At 63.6% G+C, this 22,103-nt stretch carries 23 protein-coding genes; 6 read left to right on the top strand and 17 right to left on the bottom strand.

Annotated elements, in window-relative coordinates; genetic code table 11:
- Positions 1-5 precede the first annotated feature (5 nt).
- From BGRAMDRAFT_RS02020 to BGRAMDRAFT_RS34365, 9 genes are all read right to left on the bottom strand, one after another.
- A complete protein-coding gene (locus BGRAMDRAFT_RS02020; RefSeq protein WP_006046973.1) occupies positions 6-2,270 on the bottom strand; it encodes an ATP-dependent DNA helicase in 2,265 nt (754 codons plus the stop codon).
- Positions 2,267-4,054: a VRR-NUC domain-containing protein gene (locus BGRAMDRAFT_RS02015; protein WP_006046972.1), complete on the bottom strand. Its 1,788-nt coding sequence runs from the start codon at positions 4,052-4,054 to the stop codon at positions 2,267-2,269. The genes BGRAMDRAFT_RS02020 and BGRAMDRAFT_RS02015 overlap by 4 nt, the downstream gene beginning before the upstream one ends.
- Before the next feature lie 54 nt (positions 4,055-4,108).
- On the bottom strand, positions 4,109-4,699 hold the full coding sequence (locus tag BGRAMDRAFT_RS02010; RefSeq protein WP_006046971.1) for a LutC/YkgG family protein: 591 nt from the start codon (positions 4,697-4,699) through the stop codon (positions 4,109-4,111).
- On the bottom strand, positions 4,686-6,077 hold the full coding sequence (locus BGRAMDRAFT_RS02005) for a lactate utilization protein B (RefSeq protein ID WP_006046970.1): 1,392 nt from the start codon (positions 6,075-6,077) through the stop codon (positions 4,686-4,688). The genes BGRAMDRAFT_RS02010 and BGRAMDRAFT_RS02005 overlap by 14 nt, the downstream gene beginning before the upstream one ends.
- Positions 6,074-6,817: a (Fe-S)-binding protein gene (locus tag BGRAMDRAFT_RS02000; protein WP_029970513.1), complete on the bottom strand. Its 744-nt coding sequence runs from the start codon at positions 6,815-6,817 to the stop codon at positions 6,074-6,076. Before BGRAMDRAFT_RS02000 ends, BGRAMDRAFT_RS02005 begins: the two co-directional genes overlap by 4 nt.
- A gap of 162 nt (positions 6,818-6,979) precedes the next feature.
- Positions 6,980-7,708, bottom strand: coding sequence for a FadR/GntR family transcriptional regulator (locus BGRAMDRAFT_RS01995; protein WP_006046968.1), 729 nt, complete (start codon positions 7,706-7,708; stop codon positions 6,980-6,982).
- Between the two features lie 84 nt (positions 7,709-7,792).
- Positions 7,793-8,962 carry a pyridoxal phosphate-dependent aminotransferase gene (locus tag BGRAMDRAFT_RS01990; protein WP_006046967.1) on the bottom strand — a complete coding sequence of 390 codons (1,170 nt, stop codon included), beginning with the start codon at positions 8,960-8,962 and terminating at the stop codon, positions 7,793-7,795.
- A 172-nt stretch (positions 8,963-9,134) separates the two neighbouring features.
- Entirely contained in the window at positions 9,135-10,613 is a 1,479-nt protein-coding gene (locus tag BGRAMDRAFT_RS01985) for an RNA polymerase factor sigma-54 (RefSeq protein ID WP_006046966.1), read from the bottom strand.
- Positions 10,600-10,782 (bottom strand): hypothetical protein, encoded by a 183-nt coding sequence (locus BGRAMDRAFT_RS34365; RefSeq protein WP_132384603.1) that lies wholly within the window; start codon positions 10,780-10,782, stop codon positions 10,600-10,602. The genes BGRAMDRAFT_RS01985 and BGRAMDRAFT_RS34365 overlap by 14 nt, the downstream gene beginning before the upstream one ends.
- Positions 10,783-11,121: 339 nt before the next feature.
- Between BGRAMDRAFT_RS34365 and BGRAMDRAFT_RS01980 the strand changes: the two genes are divergently transcribed.
- Entirely contained in the window at positions 11,122-11,460 is a 339-nt protein-coding gene (locus BGRAMDRAFT_RS01980; protein WP_006046965.1) for a BON domain-containing protein, read from the top strand.
- A gap of 104 nt (positions 11,461-11,564) precedes the next feature.
- Here the strand turns inward: BGRAMDRAFT_RS01980 and BGRAMDRAFT_RS01975 are convergent, their stop codons facing one another.
- Positions 11,565-12,014: a ferritin-like domain-containing protein gene (locus tag BGRAMDRAFT_RS01975; RefSeq protein WP_006046964.1), complete on the bottom strand. Its 450-nt coding sequence runs from the start codon at positions 12,012-12,014 to the stop codon at positions 11,565-11,567.
- Positions 12,015-12,297: 283 nt separating this feature from the next.
- Between BGRAMDRAFT_RS01975 and BGRAMDRAFT_RS01970 the strand changes: the two genes are divergently transcribed.
- Entirely contained in the window at positions 12,298-12,555 is a 258-nt protein-coding gene (locus tag BGRAMDRAFT_RS01970) for a hypothetical protein (protein WP_006046963.1), read from the top strand.
- 139 nt (positions 12,556-12,694) lie between these two features.
- On the opposite strand, the gene ltrA is transcribed toward BGRAMDRAFT_RS01970, so the two are convergent.
- From ltrA to BGRAMDRAFT_RS01940, 6 genes are all read right to left on the bottom strand, one after another.
- Positions 12,695-14,065 (bottom strand): group II intron reverse transcriptase/maturase, encoded by a 1,371-nt coding sequence (gene ltrA, locus BGRAMDRAFT_RS01965; protein WP_006046962.1) that lies wholly within the window; start codon positions 14,063-14,065, stop codon positions 12,695-12,697.
- A 467-nt stretch (positions 14,066-14,532) separates the two neighbouring features.
- A complete protein-coding gene (locus BGRAMDRAFT_RS01960; protein ID WP_006046960.1) occupies positions 14,533-15,114 on the bottom strand; it encodes a hypothetical protein in 582 nt (193 codons plus the stop codon).
- Positions 15,115-15,239: 125 nt separating this feature from the next.
- Positions 15,240-15,584, bottom strand: a complete 345-nt coding sequence (locus tag BGRAMDRAFT_RS01955) for a DUF1488 family protein (protein WP_029965663.1) — start codon at positions 15,582-15,584, stop codon at positions 15,240-15,242.
- Positions 15,581-16,147, bottom strand: coding sequence for a DUF4142 domain-containing protein (locus BGRAMDRAFT_RS01950; RefSeq protein ID WP_006046958.1), 567 nt, complete (start codon positions 16,145-16,147; stop codon positions 15,581-15,583). The genes BGRAMDRAFT_RS01955 and BGRAMDRAFT_RS01950 overlap by 4 nt, the downstream gene beginning before the upstream one ends.
- A 71-nt stretch (positions 16,148-16,218) precedes the next feature.
- On the bottom strand, positions 16,219-16,770 hold the full coding sequence (locus BGRAMDRAFT_RS01945) for a type 1 glutamine amidotransferase domain-containing protein (protein ID WP_006046957.1): 552 nt from the start codon (positions 16,768-16,770) through the stop codon (positions 16,219-16,221).
- A 185-nt stretch (positions 16,771-16,955) separates the two neighbouring features.
- Positions 16,956-17,303: a hypothetical protein gene (locus tag BGRAMDRAFT_RS01940; protein WP_006046956.1), complete on the bottom strand. Its 348-nt coding sequence runs from the start codon at positions 17,301-17,303 to the stop codon at positions 16,956-16,958.
- Between the two features lie 181 nt (positions 17,304-17,484).
- Here BGRAMDRAFT_RS01940 and BGRAMDRAFT_RS01935 point away from each other — a divergent pair, with 181 nt between their 5' ends.
- Positions 17,485-18,855, top strand: coding sequence for a DNA topoisomerase IB (locus BGRAMDRAFT_RS01935; protein WP_044020089.1), 1,371 nt, complete (start codon positions 17,485-17,487; stop codon positions 18,853-18,855).
- 74 nt (positions 18,856-18,929) lie between these two features.
- On the opposite strand, the gene BGRAMDRAFT_RS01930 is transcribed toward BGRAMDRAFT_RS01935, so the two are convergent.
- The gene (locus tag BGRAMDRAFT_RS01930) at positions 18,930-19,226 is read right to left on the bottom strand and encodes a hypothetical protein (RefSeq protein ID WP_006046954.1); all 297 of its coding nucleotides are present in this window, start codon (positions 19,224-19,226) and stop codon (positions 18,930-18,932) included.
- A 237-nt stretch (positions 19,227-19,463) separates the two neighbouring features.
- On the opposite strand from BGRAMDRAFT_RS01930, the gene BGRAMDRAFT_RS01925 reads away from it, so the two are divergent.
- The 3 genes from BGRAMDRAFT_RS01925 (at position 19,464) to BGRAMDRAFT_RS01915 (ending at position 22,088) form a co-directional block, all read left to right on the top strand.
- Entirely contained in the window at positions 19,464-19,979 is a 516-nt protein-coding gene (locus tag BGRAMDRAFT_RS01925; protein ID WP_006046953.1) for a PRC-barrel domain-containing protein, read from the top strand.
- Between the two features lie 216 nt (positions 19,980-20,195).
- Complete coding sequence (locus tag BGRAMDRAFT_RS01920) at positions 20,196-20,606, top strand: DUF3175 domain-containing protein (protein WP_006046952.1); 411 nt, start codon at positions 20,196-20,198, stop codon at positions 20,604-20,606.
- A 162-nt stretch (positions 20,607-20,768) separates the two neighbouring features.
- Entirely contained in the window at positions 20,769-22,088 is a 1,320-nt protein-coding gene (locus BGRAMDRAFT_RS01915; RefSeq protein ID WP_006046951.1) for a cation:proton antiporter, read from the top strand.
- The last annotated feature ends 15 nt before the right edge of the window (positions 22,089-22,103 follow it).

Here is a 22,103-nt window from a genome sequence, read left to right as displayed (position 1 = left end):
GCTATCTATTGAACCTGCCACCAGCGAGGCAACAGGCGGCGCACCTCGGGCCGCCTGTACCGGTCGTCGATCAGATGCACGACGCCCTCGTCGTGCTCCGTGCGAATCACGCGCCCCGCCGCCTGCACCACCTTCTGCAAACCGGGGTACAGGTACATGTATTCGTAGCCGCTGCCGAAGCGCGCCTCCATCGTGCGGCGCATCTGTTCGTTCACTTCGTTCATTTGCGGCAAGCCGAGCGTCGCGATGAATGCGCCGATCAACTGCTGACCGACCAGATCGACGCCCTCGGAAAACGCACCGCCCAGCACCGCGAAGCCGACGCCCTGGTCGGTGCCGCGAAAGCGCGCGAGAAATGCGTCGCGGGCGGCTTCGTCCATGCCCGGCTCCTGCGCCCAGACAGGCACGTCAGGATTGCGTTCGCGCATCAGCGCGACGACGCGTTGCAAATACTCGAAACTACTCAGGAACCCCAGGTAATTGCCGGGCTGCGCCGTGTACTGCCTCGCAATCAACTCGACGATAGGTTCCAGCGAACGGTCGCGATCGCGCCAACGCGTCGACACGTTGCCCGCAACCCGCACTTGCAATTGCTCCGCGCGAAACGGCCCTTCGACGTCGAGCCATGACGTGTCCTCGGCAAGCCCCAACGTATCGCGGTAAAAATGATGCGGGCTCAGCGTGCCGGAGAACATGACCGTGGTGCGCGCGGCGGCGTAGCGCGGCGCGAGAAACGGCGCGGGAATCACATTGCGCACGCACAGCACGCAACTGGTTTTATCGCGCGGTGCGTGGCGGTCTGTCGTCAGCATGATGTCGAAAATCGAATGCTCGCCGAACTGTTCGGCGAGCGCGACGAAATGCATCGCGTCGAAGAAGAAACGCAGCGACGTTTGATCGATGGAAAGCGGTGCTTCGGCAAGCTGATCCGTCACCGCGCCGATCAGATTCTGCGCGGCCGATAACAGCTTGCCCGGTACGTCGGCGTAGACCTCGTATGAAGCGGTCTGCGCGCGCTTGAGCGCATTCCATTCGCGTTGCAAGCGTTCGAGCGGCTTGCGCAACGTGGGCGGCGCCGTGTTGCGCGCAAGCCGCAACGCCGCCTGATCCAGCGACGCCGTGTACATGCGGCGCGCGCGATCGAGCAGATTGTGCGCCTCGTCGACGAGCACGCCGACGCGCCACTGGTTGATCTGCGTGAGCGCGTAAAGCATCGCGCTGCTGTCGTAGTAATAGTTGTAGTCGCCGACTACGACGTCGGCCCAGCGCGCGAGTTCCTGCGCGAGGTAGTACGGGCAGACGTCATGCGCGAGCGCCGCTGCGCGCACCGCGGCGCGATCGAGACGCGGCCCGGCAAGCGCCGCGCTCCGTGCCGCGTCGAGCCGGTCATAAAAGCCGCGCGCGAGCGGACACGACTCGCCGTTGCACGCCTTGTCCGGATGCTCGCAGGCCTTGTCGCGCGCGACGAGTTCAAGCGTTCGCAGCGGCAACGGCGCAGCGCTCCGGCGCAGCGTTTCGATTGCATCGAGTGCGAGCGCGCGGCCTGGCGTCTTCGCGGTCAGAAAGAACACGCGATCGATCTGCTCCGCCGCGCAGGCCTTCAGCAACGGAAAGATCGTAGCGAGCGTCTTGCCGATGCCCGTCGGCGCCTGCGCCATCAGCGGCTTGCCGTCGCGCGCCGCACGATAGACGGACACCGCCAGTTCGCGCTGGCCGCTGCGAAACTGCGCGTGCGGAAACTGCAATGCGCCGAGCGCGGCATTGCGTGCCGCACGATGCGCTTCCTCCTGCACGGCCCAGTCGAGAAAGCGCTCGCATTGTTCGACGAAAAAAACCTCGAGCTCGCGCGCCGTATGCGTTTGCGTCAGCAACGTTTCCTTCTGACTGCCGACGTCGAAATAAACCAGCGCGACGGTCAATTGGCCAAGTCCGCGCGCGCGGCACAGCATATGTCCGTACACCAGCGCCTGCGCCCAATGCAGCGTGCGGTGATTCGCGGGCATGCGTTCGAGATCGCCGCGATGCGTCTTGATCTCTTCGAGACGATTGGCCGCCGGGTCGTAGCCGTCGGCGCGGCCTCGCACGGTCAGATTGCGATGCGTGGCAGTCAGCGTCATTTCGCTTTCGTAGCCGCTCGCGCGACGCCCCGCGACGGTCACGTGCCCCGCCATGCCTTCGAGCGAAGTCGGCGCGGGCGTGAACCGCAGATCGAGGTCGCCGCGTCTTGCGGTGAACTCGCACATCGCTCGCACGGCGACGATGTAGCTCATGCCGTGGGCTCCGCTGTGAATGTGGCGGGCGTGGCATTGCACTCGGCTTCGTCGGCCCAACGCACGACGACCACGCGCACCGGCATGCCATGCTGCACACAGTAAGCGAGCCAGCGGATCTGGTTGTCCTGCAAGCGGTCGCCGGGTCCCTTCACTTCGATCAACTCATAACGGCGCTCGGCGGGCCAGAAGCGGATCAGGTCGGGCAACCCCGAGCGATTGCCGCGCACATCGCGCAACAGACGTTCGAACCACGACCTCAGATGCGCGGCGGGCAGACAGTCGAGCGCCGTTGTCACGAGTTCGGGCGTGAGCAATCCCCAGAACACGAACGGCGATTGCACGCCGTCCTTCTCATGCAGATGCCGCAGAATCGTCTCGCGATACGCGCCGTTATCGAGTTGAGCCAGGCACGTGGCGAACTGCACGGCACGGCGCGCATGAAAATCCGGCGCGTGAAGATCGGCGGGACCGCGTTGAAACGGATGGAAAAACGCACCGGGCAACGCGGCGAATACTGGCTCCCAGCAGAGCAGGCCGAATAGCGAATTGATCAGCGCATTCTCGACGTAATGCACCGGCGCGGCGTCGCAAGCCAGATGATCGCGCACGACGAATTCGACGGCCTGCGGCGCTTGCGGCCTCGGCAACGTCAACGTGCTGCGCTCGGCCGCGCGCGCCGCCTGCACGCGAACCGCCGGCTCACCGAGCTTGCGCTGCAAACGCGGCAACATGCGTGCGATACGTTGCGCCTCTTCCTCGCTTTCCGGCGATGCCGCGGCCTGCGACGCGAGCGCGAGCGCCGCATCGAAACGTTCGCCGCGCTCGAGCACACGCATGCGCCGATGACGCGCGCCAGGCCACGCGCAACTCTCGTACACGGCGAGCGCCGATGGCCACATCTGCCGCCGTTCGCAATACTGGCCGATGCGAAACAGCAGCTTCGCGCGGCGCGTTTCGAGCCACGAGTTAGACGTTTCGACTGCACGAACGCGCGCGACAAGGGCGTCGATCGCATCGCTGTGCACTTCGTAATTAATCAGCGATGCGAACGATTCTATCGATTCAAGCTGATCGCGACATGCCTGCAACGCGAGATACACCTCGACGTCCGCGCGCTGCTGAAATGCACGCGACGCCGGCCCGAACGCGACTTTCTCGTACTGGAGCACGCCAAGATCGGCGAGCACGAACTCGGACCAGTCCTGCTGCAGATTGCCGAAGAACATCAGCCGAAAACGCTCGCAGAGCGGCGCAATGTCGACACGAAACACGCGATCGCTCGAATGCGCATGCCATGCGGACAACGGACGCGCGGCGGCACCGCCGTTCTCGCCCTCGTCTCCTTCCGCATAAAACGGACGCAATGCATCCAGCAACTCGGGCTTGCGCAGGCTGCGCGCGCCGGGAATCATGGCAAGCGCGTCCGCGAAAATATTCAGCAATTCGGCGCGCGTGGTGAGTGCAAAGAGATCGTCGAGCGTTAGATGCGGCGCCGCGTCCAGCCAGCCGAGCGCAGTAACAGGCGCGGCGGCGCGTAACGGGCAGCCGATTTCGTCGTAAGCCAGGCGGCTCGCACGAAACAGCGTGCCCTTGCGCATCAGCATGCGGACCAGCAATGCGCGCGACGCTTGCGGCAATGACGCAAACGCGCCGAGAAAAGCGCGCTCGCCTGCATCGAGCAGATCGTCGTAACGTTGCGCGAGCCATGCAAGCGCACGCTCGAAGTTCAGCAGATAGTAAGGAGCGCCGGCGAGGGAATCCGGCGGAGCATCGGTTGCCACGGAGTTTGCAGGACCTGTACGTTTATACAGTGATGATAGCAAACTCCACTGCCGCTACGGCTTTGCCGCGAGCCACACCACCGTCAGCGAACGCACGCCCTGCGCGCCGCGAATCAGCACGCCTTCAATGTCCGCGGTCGCGGACGGCCCCGTGACCAGCGCCGCATAACGCGCATCGCGGAAGTCGTTGCGCCGGTAAACGTCCTGCAAACCGTCCACCAGTTGCGCCGGATCGAGCAGCACCACGAGATGCTGCACGATGTAACCCAACGCGTTGACCACGTACTCGCGTTCGCTGAACCACACCGAGCCCGTCTCCGCGACGCCGAAACGCGCGCGCACCACGCCGACGTCGATGTCCTGCAGCGATGCGGGTTCGGTGTCGGCGGTCAGCATGCGCGTGCCGGGCACTTCGGCTGTAGCCGATGCGATCGACACGGCCGCGCCGAACCGCTCGCGGATCAACGCGGCGACATCGGACGCGGCTTGCGCTTGCACGCATGTGCCGCCCATCATTTGCAATGCAGCCGCGAAGCGCTCGCGCAGATCGCCGCCCATCGCGGGAAAGAGCGGCACATCGGGACGCGGACGCGCGGCCGGTTGCGCCTGCCGCACTTTCGCGAGAAAAGCCTCACGCGTTGCCATCGCCACCTCCGCGGTTTTTCTTGTACCAGGCGTGGAAGGTCTGCTTCGGCGCCTCGGGCAACTCGCGTTGCCTGCCCCAGATATTCAGCGGGTTATACAGCACGAAATTCGGCAGCCGCCGCAATGCGCCGCTCATCGACGCGACGGTCGCGCGATACAAGGTCGGACTCGCCAGCAGGCGCCCCGCCATCTTCAACACTTCCTGCTTCACGAACGGCACTTCATGACGCTCGGCGATTACCGTGCGCCATTTGTAGATCTGCTCGTGAATATTGATCTTCACCGGACACACGTTCGTGCAACTGCCGTTGAGCGTCGACGCAAACGGCAACGCGCTATAGCGCTTCAGATCGAAGGTCGGGTTGATGATCGCGCCGATCGGCCCGGAGTAAGTGCCGCCATACGACAGCCCGCCGCTGCGCCGGTAGACCGGGCACGTATTCATGCATGCGCCGCAGCGGATGCATTTGAGCGAGTACCAGAAGTCGTCCATCGCGAGCCGCTCCGAGCGGCCATGATCGACGAGGATGTAATGCATCTCCGTGCCCGGACGCGGCGCGCGGAAATGCGACGTGTATTGCGTGATCGGCGAACCCAGCGCGCTGCGCGACAGCATGCGGATAAACACGCCGAGGTCCGCGACCTTGGGAATCAGCTTCTCGATACCGATCGACGCGATATGCAACGGCGGCACGTTCGCCGAAAGATCCGCGTTGCCTTCGTTCGTGCACACCACGACCGTGCCCGTCTCCGCGACGGCGAAATTGCAGCCCGTCATACCGGCCGTTTTTTCGCGCACGAAATAAGGCCGCGTATTCATGCGCTGGCTTTCCGCGAGATAGTGGATATCGCTATTGTTCGGGTCGGTGCCGATGGTTCGGCCGAACAGTTGCGCCACGTCCGCGCGCAACTTGTGGACCGCGGGCACGACCATATGGCTCGGGTCCTGATGATCGAGTTGCTGGATGCGCTCGCCGAGATCGGTTTCCATCACCGTAATGCCGCGCGGTTCGAGATACTCGCGCATCTTGCATTCGTCGGTGAGCATCGACTTACTTTTGACCAGCGTGGTCATGCCGCGCGCGGACATGATCTGATAGACGAGCGCGTTGTGCTCTTCCGCCGTGGACGCCCAATGCACCACGACCCCGTTCGCCTTCGCTGCCGCGGCAAACTGTTCGAGGTACTCGGACAAATTCGACAGCGTATGTTCCTTGATGCCCGAGGCGAGTTCGCGCAGCGTCTCCCATTCGGCAATGCCGTGCGCCTGCGCGTCGCGCTTCTCACGCAAATCCCACAGACGCTTGTCGTGAAACGCAACGTGTTCAGTCTTCCTGATGAACTCGCCGGCTGCCTTCGCGTGGTCGATGCGGCTCATGCGCGTGCCCCGTTCAGCACCTGAGCGATGTGGATGAAGCGCGCGTCGGCCTTCATGCGTTCCGCGCAGCCTTGCTGATGCATCAGACACGACATGTCGCCCGATACGATGTATTGCGCGCCTGCGTTCAGATGATCGCGCACCTTGTCCTGCCCCATGCGCACGGAGACAGGCTCTTCAGTGACAGAGAAAGTGCCGCCAAAACCGCAGCATTCATCCGGTCTGGATGGTTTGACGAACTCGATGCCCTTCACGCCTTCGAGCAACGTGCGTGGTTTCGAAAACGGCTGCCCCGCGACTTCCGATACCGACGCTTCCTTCAGATGCCGCAACGCGCTGCAACTGTTATGCAAGCCGACGCGATACGGAAACTCAGCCCACGGAAATTCGCGCGCGCCGACCACGTCATGCAGAAACTCGACGAGTTCATAAGCACCTGCGCGCACGTTTCTGACTTCATCCGTCTGCTCGATCGCGGTCAGATGCTCGCGCACGTGATGGATACAGCTCGCCGAAGGTCCGACGATGTAGTCATAGCCCGCGAAGTTGCGCGCAAACACGCGCTCGGCGCCGGCCGCGTCCGCGTGCGCGCCGCTATTGGCCATCGGCTGGCCGCAACAGGTTTGCTCCTGCGGATAGTCGACCTCGATGCCGAAGCGCTCCAGCAATTCGAGTGTGGCGATGCCGACCTCGGGGTAAAACGCGTCGATAAAGCACGGAATAAAGAGGGCGACTTTCATGAGTTCATTGGACGGAACGCGGCAGGAGACAACGCCGGCGGTCATGTTGGCAAGGTTGGTCAGCTTGGTCTGACCAAAAATATAAGGAAGTCGCCGGTTCGTGTCAATCGGAACATCGCGACGGGCGCTGAGCGACAGGCGCCCGCGACCGCCCATAAACGTCTACAGCTTCGCCGCGTCTTCCTGATAAATCTCGCGCACGAAGGCGAGATGCCGTTCAGCGGCCTTGCGCGCTTTTTGCGCGTCGCGCGCCATGACCGCGTCGTAGATGGCCTGATGCTGGCTCATCAACTGCTTTTCCATCGCCTCGTCGTAATCGATCAGCCGATGGTACTGGCGCATGCCTTCGCGAATCAGCGTATGGATGCCGTGCATGACATGCGCAAGCGCGATGTTGTGCGTGGAGTCGGCAATGGCGAGGTGAAACGCGGCGTCCAGTTCCGCGAGATTGTCACGATCCTGCGATCGCGACGCCGCCTTCAACGCTTCGAACGCGGCCCTGATCTTGCGAAGATCGGCGGCTGTCGCGCGTTCGGCGGCATACACCGTCGAAATGGATTCGAGCCCCTGGCGCAATTCGAGAATATCGGCACTGGTACGCGGATTCTGCAAAAGCAGTTCGGCGAGCGGCCCCGAAATGAGCGGCGCGGTGAGTTCCACCACCGTAAAACCGCCGCGCCCTGACGTGGCGATATAACCGTCCGACTCGAGCCGGATCAGCGCCTCACGCAGCGAGGGCCGCGACACCGCCAGTTGCGTGGCGAGATCGCGTTCCGCCGGCAAGCGGTCGCCCGGCATCAGCACGCCGTCCGAGATCAATTGCTTGATCTGATCGGCGACCACGTCGGAAAGCCGCTTGCGCGTGAAGGACTGAATCGGGCGAAAGTGCATAGGCGGCGGCTCATAAAGCCGGATGGTTCAAGGTTCGTTGGCGAATGCAAGGCACTTGCAGGCACTTGCGGAATCGCGAATGAATTATACCGTCGCCACAAACGCCGCAATCCGCTTGCATGCCTCGGCAAGACGTGCTTCATCCACGACGAAGCCGAGGCGCACGAAGCCGTTAGCGGTCTCGCCGAACGCGCTTGCATCGAGCACCGACACGCCTTGCGCGCGAAACAGCCGCCACGTGAAATCCATCGTATCGAGACCTGTGCCGCTGACGTCGACCATCATGAACATGCCGGCTTCGGGAAGCAGGCAGCGCAAGCGCGGAATGCGGCTCAAGTGTTCGAACACGACGTCGCGGCGGCGCCGGTAAATCTCGCGCATTTCATCGACGATTCGCGCCTTCTCTTGCAGCGCCGTCTGCGCGGCCTGCTGGATGAAACCCGGCAAGCCGTACAGCATCGCGAGCGCGAGCCGCCCCATGTGTTCGATCAATTGCGTCGGCCCGATTGCCCAACCGACGCGCCAGCCGGCCATCGCATGCGATTTCGACAGACTGCCTAGCGTCACTGTGCGCTCCGCCATGCCGGGCAGCGACATGATGCTCACATGTTCGCGCTCGAACGTGAGGTCGGCATAGACTTCGTCGGACAGCACCCACAGATCGTGCTCGCAGGCGACGCGCGCGATCCGCTCGAGATCCGCGCGCGGCATGACGACGCCCGTCGGATTGCAGGGCGTCGCGAAGAAGATCGCCTTGGTGCGCGAGGTGACCGCTCTTTCGAGCGCGTCGCAGTCGAGGTGGAACGCACGCGCGGGGTCCACCGGCACCGGCACGAGCGTCGCGCCCGCCGCACGCACGCAGGCTTCGTACGTGAGGTACATCGGCTCGGGAACGATGACTTCGTCGCCTGCTTCGAGCAGACACAGCGACGTGGCGAACACGCCGTTTTGCGCGCCCGCGGTGAGGATCACGTTGGCCGGCGCGACGGCGACGCCGCTCATGCGCGAGTGTTCGCTCGCAATCGCCGCACGCAACGGATCGCGGCCGGAGACCGCGCTGTAGTGCGTATCGCCGCCGCGCAACGCGTCGATGGCGCGCTCGACGATCGGCGCGGGCGTCGCAAAGTCGGGGTCTCCGACGCTGAGCACGATCACGTCCTCGCCCTTCGCGGCCGCCTGCTGCGCGACCCGATGAATTTCCCACGCCGACGTGCGCCTGCCTTGCAAACCCTCAACCCGACTCGAATACTTCATCGCGCTCACCCGTTTCCGATTTGACCCGCCAATGTAATGGGGCGTGCGCGAAACGTCCAGATACGAAAAAGCGCCACGCGGGCGGACAGCCTCGCGTGGCGCTTCAGTTTCGATCGAATCACCGCATGCAACAAACGTCGAGCCGACTCAATTCGCGACTCAAACTCGCGGCTCAAACCTGGCGGCGCAACTCCGCCGGCGGCACTTTCATCAGATGACGATACTTCGCGACCGTGCGGCGCGCGACGAGCACGCCCTGATCGGCGAGCATCTTCGCAAGCGTTACATCGGACAGCGGATCGCGCGTGTTTTCCGCGGCGATCATTTCCTTGAGCAGCGCGCGCACTGCGGCGGCGGAACAGGTGCCGCCGCTTTCCGTGCCGAGTTCGCGCGGGAAGAAATGCTTGAATTCGAAAATGCCGCGGGGCGTGGCCATATATTTGTTGCCCGTCGCGCGCGAGATGGTCGATTCGTGAAGACCGAGTTCGTCGGCGACATCGCGCAGCACCATCGGCTTCAGCGCGATTTCGCCGTACTGGAAGAACGCCTTCTGATGCGCGACGATGCATTCGGCCACGCGTTGAATCGTATCGAAGCGTTGTTGCGCATTCCTGATCAACCAGCGGGCTTCCTGAAGCTGCTGCGCGAGCGGCGAACGGCTCGCGCCCGCGGACTGCGCGAACAGCTCGGCATACATGCGGTGAATCCGCGCGCGCGGCTGCACGGCGGGGTTGATCGTCACGACCCACTTGTTGCGCACCTGACGCACGATCACATCGGGCACGACGTAGTTGTCCTCGGTACGGCCATAGCAATTGCCCGGCTTCGGGTCGAGCTTGCGCACGAGCGCGCAGGCCACGCGCAGTTCTTCCGCGCTGCAGCCAATCTGCTTCTGCAATTCAGCCTGCTCGCGACGCGCGAGCCGTTCGAGATGATGCTCGACGATCTGCCGCGCGACGTCGCGCCCCGGCGTCTCCGCGGGCAACGCGTTGACCTGCAGCAGCAGGCATTCCGACAGCGAACGTGCGCCGAGACCCGGACGGTCGAGCGATTGCACGAGGCGCAGCGCCACCAGCAATTCTTCTTCGGTCAACTCGGGCTCGAGATCGACGCTGTCCGCGAGATCCGCGAGGTCCTGGCGTAGATAACCGTCGTCGTCGAGCGCCTCGATGATGAAGCGCGCGACGGCGCGATCGCGGTCGTCCAGCCGGTAAAGACGCAGCGCGTCATGCAACTGCTCGCGCAAGGTCGGCTGCGAGCGCGCCCATTCGGCGGGATCGCTGCCGTCGGAATCGCCGTTCTGGCGTGCCGAACTGCGGCTGCTGTAGTCGCCCGAGAAGTCTCCCGGCATGTCGTCCGGGCCGCCGCTGTCGAGCGTCTCGCTCGTCACCGCTTCGGCGGGCAATGCGTCGGGCTCGGCGGCCGCGACCGCATCGGTGGCGGGCAGCGCGCCGGCTTCGTCGGGGGTCGGCGTTGCGAGCGCGACGTCTTCCGTTTCCGACGAATCGTATTCGAGGAAGGGGTTCGTATCGAGCGCGGTTCGCAACTCCTGCTGGAACTCCAGAGACGATAGCTGCAACAGACGCACGGACTGCTGCAAGCGCGGCGTGAGTGCAAGAGACTGCCTTGTGCGAAGTTCAATTGAAGGCATCGTGTTGAGGTCCCATGAATAGCTGAAGTAAAGAGCAACCTGAACAGAGCAACTGCCGTACCAGCTTTTGCAACACGCTGTTTTTTCTAGCCTTTGCTTTTTCGGGCTTGCGAATTGCGGCCCCGCGCGGCGCCTTTTTTACAAGCGAGGCGGCAAATTCCGGGTTCACTTCTTATCTTTTGCTCCGCCCTTTCGTGGCGTGCTGAGCGCTTATTCATCAGCGGAAAAGCGCCGCTGCAATCGGGGCTCGACCGGCTTTGCACTGCGCGGACTGATCCCCGGGCACAGACTTTGCGACCCGGCTCTATGTGGACGGACGTGCGTCCTCGCATCCGGCGCTAATCGTTTAACGACTGAGGCGCAACGACTGCGAAGACCCGGCCGGTGTCGATAACGGGCCCTGACGGAACCGTAGCGGCAACGATCCCACGCGAGTCATCGGCGGCGCAGGCCGCGATCGACCGCAGGCAACAAGACCGCCATTTCATCAACACCCGAAGGAGGAACCATGAAGACCATCCATCTGTTGAAGACCGCAGGCAGCATCGCGTGTGTCGCATTCGCACTGAACGCTACCGCGCAAACCAGCGCCTCGGCGCCGCCCGCATCGTCGGAAAGCATCGGTCAGCATATCGACGACGGCACGATCACCACCAAGGTCAAGGCAGAACTGCTGGGCGCGAAGAACGTGAAGTCCACGCATATCCATGTGAAGACGCGCAAGGGCGTCGTGTGGCTCACGGGCACCGTGCCTTCCGCCGACGATAAACTCGCCGCCCAGGACGTCGTGGAAGGCGTGAAGGGTGTGACGAGCGTCAAGAACCGCCTGAAAATCGCAGCCGAGTAAATGCGGTTGCAGCAAGCCCGGCGCGTTTCATGAATTCCGCGCCGGGCAAAGAGAAAGCCGTCCGCATGCGGACGGCTTTTTTGCGTGAACGCGAGGCTTAGCCGTTAGCTCTTCGCCGCATACTGATCGCGCAGATCACGCACGCGGTCGTGGTTCTGCAGCACGCCCTGATATTGACGCTCAACGATCGCGCGCACATCCGCGGGCAATTCTTTTTCGAGCGCGTCGTGATAGCTCTTCTTCGCGACGTCCTCGCCCTTCTCGACCTCGACGAGTATCTGATGATCGCTGCGGTCCGTCACCGCCGACTTCATGTCGACCCAACCGCGATGCAGCGCGCCGCTCACGCTGCCACCCGTTTCCGGCTTGCCGCCCAAACGCTGAACCACATCCTGCAGTTCGCGTGCGCCGCGGGCGCAGTCTTCGGCACGCGTGAGGAAGAGCGTCTTCAACTGCGTGTCGCGCGCATCTTCGGCTGCCTTGCGAAAGCCCTTTTCTCCATCCTTCGATGTTTCGACGAGATCGTTCAGCACGGAAACAACGTTCGTAGCCATTCAATACCTCCAAGGGGTTTCGTTAATCGCGGAATCCGTCGCGAGGGTTAGCGCGTGTGTCGTTATGCGCGTGCCCTGCTTTGTCGTGAACTGCTCATGAATGCACGCGACGGAGTTCACTCAACTACTCGCACGGCGCGTGCCTGGCGTGTCGAACGACGCATGCACAGCAAGCTGTTGGGATTGGCATGTGCGTTGCTCCCTTCATCTCGCCCGCGCGATGTCATGCAGTGCACAAGAGTTGAAAAGAATCGCGGGCAGCAACGACAGGGAGAGCAACATCATGAAGATCAGCAGCGCAGAGCTTCTGGCCACCGTCGCGATCGTCACGTCGGCGGGGGTGTTTCAGATTCGTCAGCATATGGAGCCGCCTACAGGCGTTACCGCAAGCACGCCCGAAAGCGTACGAACAGCGCCTTCGTCGTGCGGCACGTCGCGCAACGGCATCATTCCGGCTTCATGCGAGCCGGCGCGCGAGCAACCGCCGGCGGAGCATGCGCTGCCTTTGCCGCAGCGCGGCGCCGCACGCGTCTGGGTATGAACCGCAAGGGTCCAAGGCAAGCTGTACGCGTGTTCCGCGGTTTGCGGTCCGTAATCGGCATAGGGGACGGCCATGAGGCCGTACCCCTGCCACACCACCCGGCATGCGGGTCCGCACCGGGCGGTTCGGGAAGTTGAGGTTATGAGAGTCGGGGTACGCCCAGTTGGTCGAAGTAGGCGATGGTCAGCACGCGCTTGAGCGCACCGTCGCTATTGCGCCACCAGCAACGACTGTTCGCCGCCACTTGTCGCGCCACAGCGGCCGATGCCCCCAGCGCACGCAGTTCCCGGTAGATGGTGGTGCCACGGCGCCAGTGTTTGAGATGGATCGCGCGCAACCGGTGACGCAGCCACTCATCCAGTGCCAACCACACACCGGGTGTTTGCGCCAACCTGAAGTACGCCTTCCAGCCTTGCACGTAAGGCCGTAGCTGTTCCACCACTTTCTTCATGCTGCGCCCGCCAGAGCGATGGGTCAGTTCACGGATGCGGTGTTTGAACGCCAGCAGCGGTTTGGCCGCCACCTTGCGTTTGACCACCCCACCCGCAGCCACCCACAGGCTGTAGCCCAGAAACTTGCGACCAAACACACTGGCCACCGCGCTTTTGGTCTCGTTGACCTTCAGCCGCAGTCGCCCATACAGACGCCGCAGCAGTGCCATCACCCGCTCACCCGCCCGGCGGCTACGAACATAGACATTCGCGTCGTCGGCGTAGCGCGCGAAGCAATGACCCCGCCGCTCCAGTTCCTTATCCACTTCGTCGAGCAGCACGTTGGCCAGCAACGGGGACAGTGGTCCGCCTTGCGGCGTGCCCTGATCCCGTTGCTGGACCACTCCGCCATCCATGATGCCGCTGCTCAGATACGCCCGGATCAGCCGGATTACGCCGGCATCATCGATTCGCTTCTGTAGACGGTCAATCAGGATGTCGTGGTTGACCCGGTCAAAGAATTTCTCCAGATCAACGTCCACCACGATTCGCCGACCCGACTGCACGTACGACTGCGCGGCTAACACCGCGTCGTGCGCACGCCGTCCAGGCCGGAAGCCGTGGCTGTGCTCGCTGAAGGTAGGGTCCAGAACCGGCTGCAGCACCTGTAGCAGCGCCTGCTGGATCAACCGGTCCGTTACCGTCGGGATGCCAAGCTCGCGCTCGCCTCCATCCGGCTTCGGTATCGTCACCCGACGTACCGGGCTGGGCCGGTACGTCCCCTTGAGCAACTGTTCACGGATCGCGGGCCACGCCGTCACCAGATGACGCGACGTCTGGTCAACGTCCAGACCGTCCACGCCAGCGGCTCCCTTGTTGGACCGGACCCGTTTGAACGCCTGCTTCAGGTTCTCTCCTGTCAGCGCCGCTTCCAGCAGCGCCGACCCTGTGTCCCCGGATTCATGTCGCGGGCAGCAGGCTTCATCGCTAGTCGGTGTACGCCGTGCAGCTTCACCGCACGTGACCCCCACCCGCCCCGCTTGCGCGGGCATCTGACGCATTGCCTGTCGCATCGACATGACGCTGGACACTCCTTCCCGTTTAGCCCTTCGTCACCAGCTTCGGCCTCATCAACCTGTCCTGTGACTACTACGGCCTCTGCTGACTTCTCGCTCCGGCTCGACGCCGTTGCCCTTTCAGGCACGAGGCGAGATCTCCCCAGGTAAGAACGCAATCCTTCACCGCACAACCGCCGCATTTACGTTGCCTGATCCTTGACCACGAGAGCTTCGCGCTTCTTTGCACGCTCGCCCTGATCGGCACCGCCTCATATCCGGTTCTTGTTCATCGGCTCGCGGTTTCGCTCCACGCTTCCTCCCCACGCTCGGTCGCCCTCACGCAGTTGCGCTTCACTTCGTTCGCTGTGGTCAACTCACGATGGGACTTGCACCCACAAGACTGCGCCCATGCTGGGCGCACAAAGAAAAGGCCCGACATTAAGTTGTCGGGCCTACTCGCTGTTACGCAGCGCTCGTACGAGCGTCCATCAAGCACGCTTCTCGCTGTACTCATTGAGCGGCACCGGCTGCTTCAACGGATCGAAGTCGGCCCAGCGCCCCTGCTGCCAACGGCCCGTCGCACGCTCGATCGACACACCGCCCGCTTCACGCAGCACGCGCGCCGCCTCGAGCTGATTGTCGGGCGATACGTGCACGGCGACGAGCACGCCCGAATCGCGCGCCTCCTGGTGAAACACCGCGCCGTTTCCTGCGTCGCCGTCCTTGCGTGTGCGCCACATAGCGCCGGCAAGCGAGCCGATATAGGCACCGACGCCCGCCGCGATCACAGAGACAAGCAGCGGTGCCGAGAACGCCGCAAAGATGCCGACGCCGATGATCGCGCCCGCCACCGCGCCGACCGTCACGCCGAGACCGGCGCCCTTCGGCGCGCCTTTCGCACCGGCGTCGGTATGCACGTCGCCGCCAATCGGAAAACGCGCATGCTGACCGCGCGGATTGACGAAGAAAAGCGTGACGTCTTCTTCGACGAAGCCTGCATTGAAGAGTTTTTGCGCCGCTTCCTCAGCGGCGGGAAAAGTCGTAAAGCGTGCTGCGACGATGAGTGACATAAGGCCTCCTTGCATCGTGATGCGTTTTTACAGACGACGCTCGCGAACCGCGGTGCGCCTTGTGGCGAGGAGTTGACGAAGACCGGCGGCGAGCAGCGGAGCAGCCGAGCAGCGGCGCGATGGACTCAGGCAGCGTTGCCGCGATCGGGTTCCATGCCTTCCACCCGGAACAGTCCGCTATGCAAGATTACGCCTTCGCCGTTGTTCTGGTCGAGCGCTTCGGCGCATACCGAACGGATCCGGTTGCGGCCCTTGTCGAAGGCCTCCATCAAGGCGCTTTCGAGCGGCGACTGTGCGCCGAAGTGATCCTCGAGCGCCTCGACGGTAATCGCGCAGACAACCGGTTCGCCGTCCACGCGCGCCATGAAGCGAACCGTCAGGTTCGCGCCGTCGAAGGTCGGCTTGTCGTCGGGGAAAGTGATCTGCATAAGGGAGTCCTCATAGGCAGGCCGCGGCAGGATAGCGTTCATGATGAAGAACCCTTCATGGTGCCGGCGAGCTGCTTCGCCATCTCGAGATGATGCTTGATGACGGGCAGCGCGCGCGCCGCCGCAGCCTTCAGTTGCGAGTCGGTGCCGCTCTGGCTTTGCTGCTGGAACAGATCGACCGCTCGCTGATGCGCCTCGACCCCGACCTGCTCGACGTACGCTTCATCGAACTGCTGGCCCTTGAGCGTTTGCAGTTTGCCGACGAGTGCCGAATCGGCCGCACCCGCCGCCGGCAGCCGCTTCTTCGCGGCGAGCGCGGCCATGCTTTGCGAGAGCTTTGTATGATCGGTGATCATCTGCTGCGCGAACTTCTTCACACGCGGATCACGCGAATTCTTCAACGCGATCTTGCTCGCGGCGATTTCGGTGGCGTCGGATTGCGAAGCGTCCTGGATGAACTGCTGATCCGCGGGCGAGAGCTGCGTGCCGCCCGCGGGCGCATCGCTTGCAGGGGCGTCGCTTGCCTGCGCGTGGACCGCGCCGGCCGACGCCACGCCAAGACCGAGCGCGACAGTCATCACTTGTAGGGAATACCGTAGTTTCATGCTTTTTCTCCCTTGCTTACGGAGTCACCGGCGCTGCTCGCTCGCCGCATGCGCGAATCGCGTTGCACCGCTCATGCCGCCTTGCGTTTCGACAGTTGCCCGATCAGCGCCTTGTTGAATGCGGGAATGTCATCGGGCTTGCGGCTCGAAATCAGGTTGTTGTCTTCCACCACTTCCTGATCGACCCATGTGCCGCCCGCGTTGCGAATGTCGTCCTGCAGACTCGGCCAACTCGTCACCGTTCGACCCTTGATGATTCCCGCCGATACGGGCAGCCACGTGCCGTGGCAAATCACCGCGATCGGCTTCTTCGCGCTGTCGGCGGCTTTGACGAAGGCCTGCGCCTGCGGCAGCAGACGAATCGCATCGCCGTTCACCACGCCGCCTGGCAACACGACCGCGTCGTAGTCGTCGGCGGTGGCTTTGTCGAAAGTCGAATCGACGTCGACCGTGTCGCCTTTCTCGACATGCTTGAAGCCCTGGATCTTGCCCGGCTTCTGTGAAATCACATGCACGGTCGCGCCCGCTTCGGCAAGCGCGCGTTTCGGCTCGACCAGTTCCGCCTGTTCGAAACCGTCCACTGCGAGTACCGCTATCTTCAGACCGTCGAGGCTGTTAGCCATTGCGTTCTCTCCTTCAGTTCCAGTGCGGGGCGGCACGCGTTCGACGCGGCCGCCTCCGTGATTCGCTACTCATTGACTATGCGGCAGCAAGGCATGTGCCTGCCGCCCGCGCGTGCCCGTTGATCTGGCTGCGCCGCCCGCTGGGCCGGCGTTGCGGCGCGTTGGGTGTGAACCGGACAGGTCGATTAAAGACCGGTGGGGTCCTCGTCGAGACCGTCGTCGCCGTCATCGGCTGCCGATGGCCGCACGATGTGATCGGGCTCGATGTCGCGATCGGGATCGAGCGTCGAATCGCCGTCGGCTGCGGCGCGCTCGCCCGTGCCGGCGCGATCGGTGTCGCTGGCGAGTTCGGCTTCCCCGGTTTCGAGCGCGTGATTGTCCAGTTCAGTTTCGACGTCGAACTCGTGACGCTTCTCGCCGGCGACATCGCTGCCGCTATCGGACGAATCGCTCGGTCCCAACGTGCCCGTCGTGCCGGAGGTCTGCTTCACCACCTGTTGCGGCTCTTCATCGGGATTCAGCGTGCTGCTCATGGCGCTCTCCTTTTCGGTTGGCTTTGCGTTTGCGTTGCGCTTGCGCTTGCGTTGATACGTATGACGTTGTTCGCAAGGACCGTTCCGCCCGCACACTCGCAGCGTATGCGCCAGGCACCGGCCTTGCTCCGGGCCATCACTGGCGCAACGCGCTTCACGCTTGAAAGTTCTACCTGCGAAGATGGCTATGACGAACAGCACAACTCAAAACGGTCATGCATCGACCGACGACAGCGCGAAGCAGGCCGCGCCCGCCGCGATGCCGCCTGGTTTGCGCCACGCCGACGACAGCAAGCCTGGCTACACACGCAAGCGCGAGAAAGAAGGCTTCGCGTATTTCGACGTCGAAGGAAAACGCATTGAGGACGAAGCGGAAATCCAGCGCATCAACTCGCTTGCGATTCCGCCCGCCTATGAGGACGTATGGATTTGCCCCGATCCGCGCGGCCACATTCAGGCGACCGGACGCGACGTGCGCGGCCGCAAGCAATACCGTTATCACCCGCGTTGGCGCGAAACGCGCGACGCGGACAAGTACGAACGCATGGCGGAATTCGGCCGCGCGTTGCCAAGGATTCGCGCCCGCGTCGCGCGCGATCTCGAACTGCCGGGCATGCCTGCCGACAAGGTGTTCGCGGCCGTCGTGCGGCTGCTCGATACGACGCTTGTGCGCGTCGGCAGCGTCGAATATGCGCGCGAAAACCAGTCATACGGTTTGACGACGCTGCGCAAGAAACATGTGAAGGTCGAAGCGGGACAGTTGCGTTTCAGGTTTCGCGGCAAGAGCGGCATCGAGCACGACGTCACGGTCGACGACCCACGCGTGAAGCGCATCGTGCGGCGCTGTGCGGAACTGCCGGGGCACGACCTGTTCCAGTATCTCGACGACGACGGCACGCGCCGCACCGTCGGCTCCGCCGACATCAACGACTATCTGCGCCGTGCAAGCGGCGCCGACTTCACCGCGAAAGACTATCGGACGTGGGCCGGCAGCGTGTATGCGCTCGCAACGCTGCGGCGGCTCGTGTGCGAGAGCGCCACGGAAGCGCGGCGCCATATCGTCGCGACCGTGAAGGAAGTCGCGGGCCTGCTGCGCAATACGCCCGCTGTCTGCCGGCGCTGCTATATCCATCCGGCCGTCATCAGCGCATTCGAAGCCGACGAATTGCAGACCTTGCCGCCGGGCCAGTCGAGGCGCGGTCTGAAAGTGGATGAAGTGGCGTTTGCCGCGTTGCTCGCACATGCGGAAAAACGCGCGGCGAAACTCGCGCGTCAGGCGGGCGCGAAGGGCCGCAAGCTGCGCGAAGCACAAGCCGCCGACAGCATCAACGGCTCGATTTCGACGCTGCTTCAGAAGTCGCGTGTGATTCGCAAGGAAGCGAACAAGGCAGCAGCGAAAGCCGGCGCAAATACCGGCCGGGCTGCCCGCGCTAAGGTCAACGAGGAAGTCACGGGAAAGGCCAGCCGGAAAGCCGGCGCGCGAAGCGCCCGGCGAGCTGCGGGGGAGCGCGTCGGCTCGCCGCCGCCCGCGGACAAACCGGCTGCGAGTTGAATCGGCTCACTTCGGATCAGCGCTGCGCTGCATGATTGCACCGCGTACACCGCGCAATTAGTTCGGGCAACGAATCACATTTTCTCTTCGAATGCGGCCATCACGAGCCACACGTCGCGCTCGCCGTCGCGGATTTCCGCGGCCAACGCATAAGGATCGCGCGGATCGCAAATCTGCGCGAGCGCTTCATGCGCGATCTCGCCGTTGGGGAACACGCGCTCGGTCAAGGGCCGGACTTCCTGCTTGCCTTCGAACATGCGCTGATCCCTGCGATACACGAGCGTCTGCGATTTCCAGTCGCGAAAGCATTCGAGTACATGCGCGAAATCGCCGCCGCAGATGTTCGACTGATAGTGAATTCGGTTGTTCATGATGAGGTCTCCCACAGATGCGTGGATTCATGATGCTCACCATGAATCGAGCAATCGACATGCCGAGCGCATTCTTTACAACGCGTTCGAAAGCACGGCACCGGCGCAGGAATTTCAATGGGGCGCGCATCATTTACGCGGACCGCGCGAGCGCGTGGCAAACGCTTGGCGAAAGCGGACGAGGAACGCGCGTTGCTGCACTCGTCATCACCCCCAAACCTGCGAAGGAGACAGATCATGGTCATGCAAAGTCAGACGCAAGGCACGCAAGGCGCACGCATCGTCGGTAAAGGCAGCGCGACGGCGGAAGGCCCGGGCCCGGACGTAATGGCGGCAGACACACTCGACGACAACAGAGTGCTCAGCAGCGACGGCGAGGATATCGGCAAGATCAAGGACATCATGCTCGACGTGCGCTCAGGGCGTATCGCGTATGCAGTGCTTTCGAGCGGCGGCTTCCTCGGCATCGGCGACAAACTGCTCGCCATTCCGTGGCACGCGCTCACGCTCGACACCGAGCAGAAATGCTTCGTGCTGAACATGCCGGCCGAGCGCGTGAAAAACGCGCCGGGGTTCGACAAGGACCATTGGCCGTCGATGGCGGACGCGACATGGGCCACGTCCGTGCACCAGTACTACGGCAGCGAGCCGTACTGGAGCCGCGACCGTTTCGATATGCGCGATGACGCCGGCGTCGGCGATATTCCGGCAGGCTCGTCGGACGCGCCGGAAGCCGGTGGCGTGAAGCTGTAATCGGCGAGGCACGCGAAACCGCGCGGTTCGCTGCGCGGTTTATAGACTACGCGCCGGCATGCCGCCGTTGCGGCGGCCGGCGCTTTTAATTTCGAACGAGAGAACGGCGTCGCGAATAGCGCATCACGAATCGCGCATCACGAATCGCGCATCACGCATGCAAAGCGAGTACGACCCGCAAACAGCACCAGACATCTGGCAAAGGAGGCGGCTCCGATGGCCACCAGCAAGACCACACGCAAGACGAAGCGCCCGAAGGCGCGAAGCCGGTCCGGACGTCCGCCGCGGCAACGTCACGCGCAGGCTCATGCGGCGCAGCACAAGAAGGCGTCGCGCGCGAACGGCGGCAAGAGCCCGCACAAGTGGTCGCATCACGTGATGGAAACGAGCGACGCGATGGACCTCCAGCGGGACATCTTCAAGAACGGCAACGCGGACGAAATCGCACAGTCGCTCAAACAGTCGTCGACGAAAAGCCGCCGCCGCAAAGGCACACCGTTTCAATCGGCGATGTCGATGCTCAACTTCTACATCAACCGCGCGGGCCGAAACCTGCCAAAAACTCGCCGCGCAACGCTGGAGCAAGCCAAGCGCAAGCTGCGCGAAGCGTTTGGACGCGCGCCCTGAAGCCGCTTTCGTCCGCATCCATTCGCCTTTCACCGCATTCATGCGCGCTCTGACGCATCATATGCGCTGCCATGCCCTCATGTGCGCGTGACGCATCAAGGCTTGCGCCCTTCCACCCCGGCCGGCACGCGCCGTTTGCATGCCGGCCTTGACTGGATGCTCATGCACGAAACTTTGTGGTTTCTCATCGTCGGCTCCGTGCTCGTTTTCATGGGCGTGGCCGCGACGACGCTGCGCCGCCTGCCCGTCAGCGCGGCGATGGTGTATGTCGCGATCGGCTACGCGCTCGGGCCGCCTGGTGTCGGGCTGCTGCATCTCGACATGGCCGCCGACGCGCACTTGCTGCGCATGCTCACCGAAGTCGCGCTGCTGGTGTCGCTCTTCGCGATCGGGTTGCGCCTGCGCGTCGGCGTGCTCGACAAACTGTGGATGGTGCCGCTGCGTCTCGGCTTTCTTGCGATGCTCGCGACCGTGCCGCTGCTCGCCCTCTTCTGCGTGTACGTGCTTCATCTCGGCTGGGGGCCCGCGATTCTGCTGGCCGCGATTCTCGCGCCGACGGACCCGGTGCTTGCCCACGACGTTCAGGTGCATAACCCCGGCGATCACGATCTGTTGCGATTCGCGCTCTCCGGCGAAGGCGGTCTGAACGACGGCATCGCGTTGCCTTTCGCGATGATCGGCCTCGCGTTTTGCGCGATGCACGGCGCGGGCGCGGGCGACGTGCTCAACCTTAAACTCGCCGCGTCCGCCGTGTGGGGCGTGCTCGGCGCCATCGCGATCGGCGCGCTGCTCGGCTGGGTGACGACGCATGCGGTCGCCTGGCTGCGCACGCGCTTTGCGCATGCGCTCGGCCTCGAAGGTTTCTTCGCGCTCGGGTTGATCGGCCTGTCGTTCGGCGCGGCGCAGCTCGCGCACACCTACGGTTTTCTCGCGGTGTTCGCGGCGGGCGTGTCGATGCGCCGCGTCGAATATCGCGCGAGCGGCGGCACGTCGCCGCGCGAAACGATCGGCACCGTCGATTCCGCCGACGTCGAAGCGACCGCGTCCGATCCCGACAAGGCGCACGCGTTCATGACCGAGTCGGTGCTCGGCTTCACGATCGAACTGGAACGTATCGCCGAAGTGATCATCATGGCGATGGTCGGCAACGTGCTCGCCACGCTCGCCGCGCCGCTCTTCACGTGGCAGGCGCTCGCGCTCGTCATTGCGCTCTTCATGTTCGTGCGGCCGGCGTCGGTCGCGTTGTCGTTGATCGGCTCGGCCGCTTCGCCGACGCAGCGCCGCCTGATGAGCTGGTTCGGGATTCGCGGCGTGGGCTCGTTCTACTACCTCGCGTATTCGCTCGAACACGGGCCAGCCGCCGACATCAAGCCGCTCGTGCCGCTCGCGCTCGCGGTGGTGACTGCGTCGGTGGTGATTCACGGCGTGTCGGCGACGCCGCTGATGAACCGCTACCGCCGGCTGCGTCGTAGCGAAAGCTAGAATACGGGCGGCCTT

This window comes from Paraburkholderia graminis C4D1M (assembly GCF_000172415.1).
GTDB lineage: Bacteria > Pseudomonadota > Gammaproteobacteria > Burkholderiales > Burkholderiaceae > Paraburkholderia > Paraburkholderia graminis.
Note: the sequence above shows the minus strand (reverse complement) of the source record. Positions and strands in the feature narration are given on the sequence as shown.

What these genes read in the sequence shown, in the direction of transcription:
- BGRAMDRAFT_RS02020 (WP_006046973.1), bottom strand. Translation starts at nt 2,270, where the DNA reads ATGAGCTACATCGTCGCCGTGCGAGCGATGTGCGAGTTCACCGCAAGA.
- BGRAMDRAFT_RS02010 (WP_006046971.1), bottom strand. Translation starts at nt 4,699, where the DNA reads ATGGCAACGCGTGAGGCTTTTCTCGCGAAAGTGCGGCAGGCGCAACCG.
- BGRAMDRAFT_RS02005 (WP_006046970.1), bottom strand. Translation starts at nt 6,077, where the DNA reads ATGAGCCGCATCGACCACGCGAAGGCAGCCGGCGAGTTCATCAGGAAG.
- BGRAMDRAFT_RS02000 (WP_029970513.1), bottom strand. Translation starts at nt 6,817, where the DNA reads ATGAAAGTCGCCCTCTTTATTCCGTGCTTTATCGACGCGTTTTACCCC.
- BGRAMDRAFT_RS01995 (WP_006046968.1), bottom strand. Translation starts at nt 7,708, where the DNA reads ATGCACTTTCGCCCGATTCAGTCCTTCACGCGCAAGCGGCTTTCCGAC.
- BGRAMDRAFT_RS01990 (WP_006046967.1), bottom strand. Translation starts at nt 8,962, where the DNA reads ATGAAGTATTCGAGTCGGGTTGAGGGTTTGCAAGGCAGGCGCACGTCG.
- BGRAMDRAFT_RS01985 (WP_006046966.1), bottom strand. Translation starts at nt 10,613, where the DNA reads ATGCCTTCAATTGAACTTCGCACAAGGCAGTCTCTTGCACTCACGCCG.
- BGRAMDRAFT_RS01980 (WP_006046965.1), top strand. Translation starts at nt 11,122, where the DNA reads ATGAAGACCATCCATCTGTTGAAGACCGCAGGCAGCATCGCGTGTGTC.
- BGRAMDRAFT_RS01975 (WP_006046964.1), bottom strand. Translation starts at nt 12,014, where the DNA reads ATGGCTACGAACGTTGTTTCCGTGCTGAACGATCTCGTCGAAACATCG.
- BGRAMDRAFT_RS01970 (WP_006046963.1), top strand. Translation starts at nt 12,298, where the DNA reads ATGAAGATCAGCAGCGCAGAGCTTCTGGCCACCGTCGCGATCGTCACG.
- ltrA (WP_006046962.1), bottom strand. Translation starts at nt 14,065, where the DNA reads ATGTCGATGCGACAGGCAATGCGTCAGATGCCCGCGCAAGCGGGGCGG.
- BGRAMDRAFT_RS01960 (WP_006046960.1), bottom strand. Translation starts at nt 15,114, where the DNA reads ATGTCACTCATCGTCGCAGCACGCTTTACGACTTTTCCCGCCGCTGAG.
- BGRAMDRAFT_RS01955 (WP_029965663.1), bottom strand. Translation starts at nt 15,584, where the DNA reads ATGAACGCTATCCTGCCGCGGCCTGCCTATGAGGACTCCCTTATGCAG.
- BGRAMDRAFT_RS01950 (WP_006046958.1), bottom strand. Translation starts at nt 16,147, where the DNA reads ATGAAACTACGGTATTCCCTACAAGTGATGACTGTCGCGCTCGGTCTT.
- BGRAMDRAFT_RS01945 (WP_006046957.1), bottom strand. Translation starts at nt 16,770, where the DNA reads ATGGCTAACAGCCTCGACGGTCTGAAGATAGCGGTACTCGCAGTGGAC.
- BGRAMDRAFT_RS01940 (WP_006046956.1), bottom strand. Translation starts at nt 17,303, where the DNA reads ATGAGCAGCACGCTGAATCCCGATGAAGAGCCGCAACAGGTGGTGAAG.
- BGRAMDRAFT_RS01935 (WP_044020089.1), top strand. Translation starts at nt 17,485, where the DNA reads ATGGCTATGACGAACAGCACAACTCAAAACGGTCATGCATCGACCGAC.
- BGRAMDRAFT_RS01930 (WP_006046954.1), bottom strand. Translation starts at nt 19,226, where the DNA reads ATGAACAACCGAATTCACTATCAGTCGAACATCTGCGGCGGCGATTTC.
- BGRAMDRAFT_RS01925 (WP_006046953.1), top strand. Translation starts at nt 19,464, where the DNA reads ATGGTCATGCAAAGTCAGACGCAAGGCACGCAAGGCGCACGCATCGTC.
- BGRAMDRAFT_RS01920 (WP_006046952.1), top strand. Translation starts at nt 20,196, where the DNA reads ATGGCCACCAGCAAGACCACACGCAAGACGAAGCGCCCGAAGGCGCGA.
- BGRAMDRAFT_RS01915 (WP_006046951.1), top strand. Translation starts at nt 20,769, where the DNA reads ATGCACGAAACTTTGTGGTTTCTCATCGTCGGCTCCGTGCTCGTTTTC.